Source organism: Synechococcus sp. R6-5 (genome assembly GCF_047461775.1).
Classification (GTDB): domain Bacteria; phylum Cyanobacteriota; class Cyanobacteriia; order Thermostichales; family Thermostichaceae; genus Thermostichus.
The window spans coordinates 1-1,744 of the sequence record NZ_JANSHV010000101.1 but is presented as its reverse complement, the minus strand read 5'-3'; the positions used below and the strand labels follow the sequence as shown (position 1 = coordinate 1,744).

Here is a 1,744-nt window from a genome sequence, read left to right as displayed (position 1 = left end):
CAAAGGACTCCGTCCCGCTAACGCGAACGGCAAGGTTTATCCCAACAGATGGGAGAGCTGCAAAGTCTCCAAGAGCGCCCAAGATGGTAAGGTTGCTACATCTTTCCGACATTCATCTGGGCAGTGGTCTTGCCTACGGCCACATTAACCCGGCCACCGGGCTGAATACCCGTTTGGAAGATTTTGTAGCTTCTTTGCGCTTGTGCATTGACCATGCTCTCAACCAAGCGGTGGATCTGGTGTTGTTTGGGGGCGATGCTTTCCCCGATGCGACACCCCCCCCTCTCCATCAAGAGCTTTTTGCCCAACAGTTTCGCCGCCTGGCCGATGCAGGGATCCCAACCGTCCTGTTGGTGGGCAACCACGATCAGTACGGGCAGGGACAGGGAGGCAACAGCCTGGCTATCTACCGCGCTTTGGGGGTCTCAGGCTTTATTGTGGGGGACAGACTGGAAACTCATCGGATCGAAACTCGCGGTGGCCCGGTGCAGGTGACCACTTTACCTTGGCTGAGTCGCTCTGCTCTACTCGCCCAACAGGAAAGCTTGGCGCTTGAAGGGGAAATCCTCGCGCATCAGCTCCTGCAGCGCCTCCGCCTAGCCCTAGAAGGGGAGATCCGCACCCTGCAGCCAGGGATCCCGGCGATTTTGTTGGCTCACGTCATGGTGGAGACAGCCCGCTACGGAGCAGAACGCCATCTTTCGGTGGGCAGAGGGTTTACAGTGCCCCTTTCGCTGCTGGCTCGACCTGCCTACCAATATGTTGCCTTGGGGCATGTCCACCGTCACCAGGTGCTGTGTCGGGATCCCTTGATGCTCTATCCCGGCAGCATTGAGCGGGTGGATTTTGGCGAAGAAAAAGAGGAAAAAGGCTGTGTGCTGGTGGAAGTCACCCCTACGGGGGCCAGCTATGAATTTTTGCCCCTGCCAACCCGTACCTTTCACACCATTCGCCTGGATCTGAGCGCAGATCCACCCCAGCAGGCGCAGTCCAAGCTGCTGGCCGCCATCGCCAAGGCCCCCGTGGCCGGCTCCATCCTGCGGTTGATCTACCGCATACGGCCCGACCAGCTAGAGTGCATTGATGAGCGGGCTCTGCACAACGCTCTTGCCCCTGCTTTTAGCTACACCATCGCCCCAGAAGTGGTCAGCCCCAGCCGCATCCGTCTGCCGGGATGGGATCCCAGCCGACTTGAGCCCCTGACGGCTCTGGAGCAGTATTTGGCCAACCGCAGCGATCTGGCCCCCTTGCACAACGATTTGCTGGCCGCCGCCCGTCAGTTGTTGGAGGAATATGCGGATCCCTTGCAGGACTGGGATCCCAACTGGGAGGAGCCGGGAGCTTCAAGCCCTGCCTCAGCAGAAGAGGAGCAGTTGCCTTTGTTTTGAGATGCTCCCTTTGTCGCCTCAGGGTTCACAGGGGTGGGGATGGGGGATCCCTGTAGAAGAAATCAGGACAGGAGTGCTTGCCAAAGCTGCGGGCTCCTCAAGCTTCAAGTGATCTAAATCACTTCGAAATGGCAAAAAGCAACACAAACTGGGGATTGGGTTGAAGACGTTGGCAACGACGGCATCAGCTCACTCACAGGGAACTGACTCAGACTGGTAGACCTCACACTGCCAGTCTTTTTTTGTTTGAGGTTTAGGTATTGTGAAGCTGCAGCAAGCAGGGGATCCCTTTCTAGCATTCATGAAATTCCCATCTTCTTTTCTATAGAGTCAGCTAGAAATCGCAGGAGCCCCGC

The 1,744-nt window shown here is 57.3% G+C and carries 1 protein-coding gene; it reads left to right on the top strand.

Annotation, left to right across the window (positions count from 1 at the left end):
- Nucleotides 1–83: 83 nt before the first annotated feature.
- Nucleotides 84–1,388, top strand: coding sequence for a metallophosphoesterase family protein (locus tag NW818_RS06050; protein ID WP_011434317.1), 1,305 nt, complete (start codon nucleotides 84–86; stop codon nucleotides 1,386–1,388).
- Nucleotides 1,389–1,744 lie beyond the last annotated feature (356 nt).

Coding starts and splice junctions, on each gene's coding strand:
- NW818_RS06050 (WP_011434317.1), top strand. CDS start 84: ATGGTAAGGTTGCTACATCTTTCCGACATTCATCTGGGCAGTGGTCTT.